Source organism: Aeromicrobium sp. PFPM2_SD2 (assembly GCF_057364525.1).
In genome coordinates, this window is the sequence record NZ_JBNFNZ010000472.1 from 1 (window position 1) to 1,871 (window position 1,871).

The following is a 1,871-nucleotide window of genomic DNA, read 5'->3' on the forward strand; positions in this document are numbered from 1 at the left end:
CAGCGCGTCCTGGCCCGCGTGACGGCGCCGGGCGACCGGTTCTACCGCGGCCGACGAGGGCGGCTTCGACGCCGCCGACGTCGTCCGCGTCGCCGACGAGCTGGACGCCCTCGACGGCGTCGAGCTGGCCGGCGTCACGACCTTCCCGACGCTGCTGTTCGACCGCGAGTCCGGGCAGGTCCGGCCCACGCCGAACCTGGCCACGGTCGAGACGGCCCGCACGGCGCTGGAGGCCGCCGGCCGCACCGACGTGCAGATGAACACGCCCGGCACGACGTCCTCGGCCGTGCTGGCGACGCTCGCCGCCGCCGGCTCGACGCAGGTGGAGCCCGGCCACGGCCTCACCGGCACGACGCCGCTGCACGCCGTGCAGGACCTGGCCGAGGAGCCCGCCCTGGTCTACGTCAGCGAGGTCTCGCACCTGCACGGCGGGGACGCGTTCGTGTTCGGCGGCGGGCTGTACGCCGACCCCGTGCTCGGCCCGCTGCCCGAGACCGTCCTGGTCGTGCCGCGTGGCGGCGGCCTGGACGACGCCACCGAGCTGGCGATCGAGATGCCGGCGCCGGAGGCCATCGACTACTACGCGGTGATCGAGTCGCCGTCGGTGACGGTGTCGCCGGGCGACACGGTCCTGTTCGGCTTCCGCCCGCAGGTGTTCGTCAGCCGCAGCCTCACCGTGGGCGTCTCCGGCGTGGGGTCCACGCCGACCGCCCACCGCGCCTGGGCCGCGAACGGGGCACCGGTGCTGACCGTCGACGACGCCCTGCGCGGGCTGGAGGGAGCACGATGACCACCGAGTCCGCCCTGGAGCTGAGGGGCATCCACAAGCAGTTCGGCGCCGTGACGGCGATCCAGCGCTTCGACCTGGACATTGCGCCCGGTGAGATCGTCGCCCTCGTCGGCGACAACGGCGCCGGCAAGTCGACGCTCGTCAAGATCATCTCGGGGCTGTACCAGCCGACGGACGGCGAGATCCGGCTCCACGGCGAGCCGGTCTCGTTCCGCGACGCCTCGGACGCCCGCTCGCACGGCGTCGAGGTCGTCTACCAGGACCTCGCCCTCGTCGACCAGCAGCCGGTCTACATGAACCTCTTCCTGGGCCGCGAGCTCACGAGGGGCCCGTTCCGCACGCTCGACCGGGCGCGCATGGCCCGCGAGACGCAGGACCTCGTCACCGAGCTCGACGTCCGCATCCCGTCCCCGCACGCCACGCTCAGCGACCTGTCCGGCGGCCAGCGCCAGGGCATCGCCATCGCCCGGGCGACGCACTGGGCCCGCGGGCTCGTGCTCATGGACGAGCCGACCGCGGCGCTCGGCGTGGCCGAGACGGCGAAGGTGGAGGAGACCATCCTGCGGCTCAAGGCCCGGGGCGCCGCGGTGCTGATCGTGTCGCACAACCTAGAGCAGGTCTTCCGCGTCGCCGACCGCGTGACGGTGCTGCGCCGCGGCACGCAGGTGGGCACCCGGCGCATCGACGAGGTGGACAAGAACGACCTCGTCGCGATGATCACGGGCCTGGCGCAATGACCCGGCCCGGCGCCCACATGCGCGCCGAGATCGCCGAGCAGCCGGACGTCTGGCGCCGGCTGGCGCGCGAGGGACGCGCGGCGGTCGACGCCGCCGCGACGCTGCTGCGCGAGACCGACCCCGAGCTCCTGCACCTCGTGGCCCGGGGCTCCAGCGACCACGCCGCCCTCTACGGGCAGTACCTCACCGCGACCGAGCTGGGCGTGCCGGCCGTGCATGCGACGCCGAGCCTGGTGACGGTCTTCGAGCGGGGCACCCGCTTCCCGCGCACGGTGCAGGTCGCGCTGTCGCAGTCCGGCGCGTCGCCCGACCTCGTCGCCACCGCCCGGGCGGCCCGCGCGGCC

General features: G+C 74.6%; 3 protein-coding genes. All 3 read left to right on the forward strand.

From position 1 onward, the window contains the following. Positions 1-100: 100 nt before the first annotated feature. Positions 101-790: a type III PLP-dependent enzyme domain-containing protein gene (locus AC2W7G_RS15210; protein WP_485869181.1), complete on the forward strand. Its 690-nt coding sequence runs from the start codon at positions 101-103 to the stop codon at positions 788-790. Further along, complete coding sequence (locus tag AC2W7G_RS15215; protein WP_485869179.1) at positions 787-1,527, forward strand: ATP-binding cassette domain-containing protein; 741 nt, start codon at positions 787-789, stop codon at positions 1,525-1,527. The genes AC2W7G_RS15210 and AC2W7G_RS15215 overlap by 4 nt, the downstream gene beginning before the upstream one ends. Beyond that, a partial coding sequence (locus AC2W7G_RS15220) for an SIS domain-containing protein (protein WP_485869180.1) occupies positions 1,524-1,871 on the forward strand: 348 nt, incomplete at its 3' end. The genes AC2W7G_RS15215 and AC2W7G_RS15220, both read left to right, overlap by 4 nt.

Bases quoted from the DNA above. Each gene is read 5' to 3' on its own strand.
- AC2W7G_RS15215 (WP_485869179.1), top strand. From the start codon at position 787: ATGACCACCGAGTCCGCCCTGGAGCTGAGGGGCATCCACAAGCAGTTC.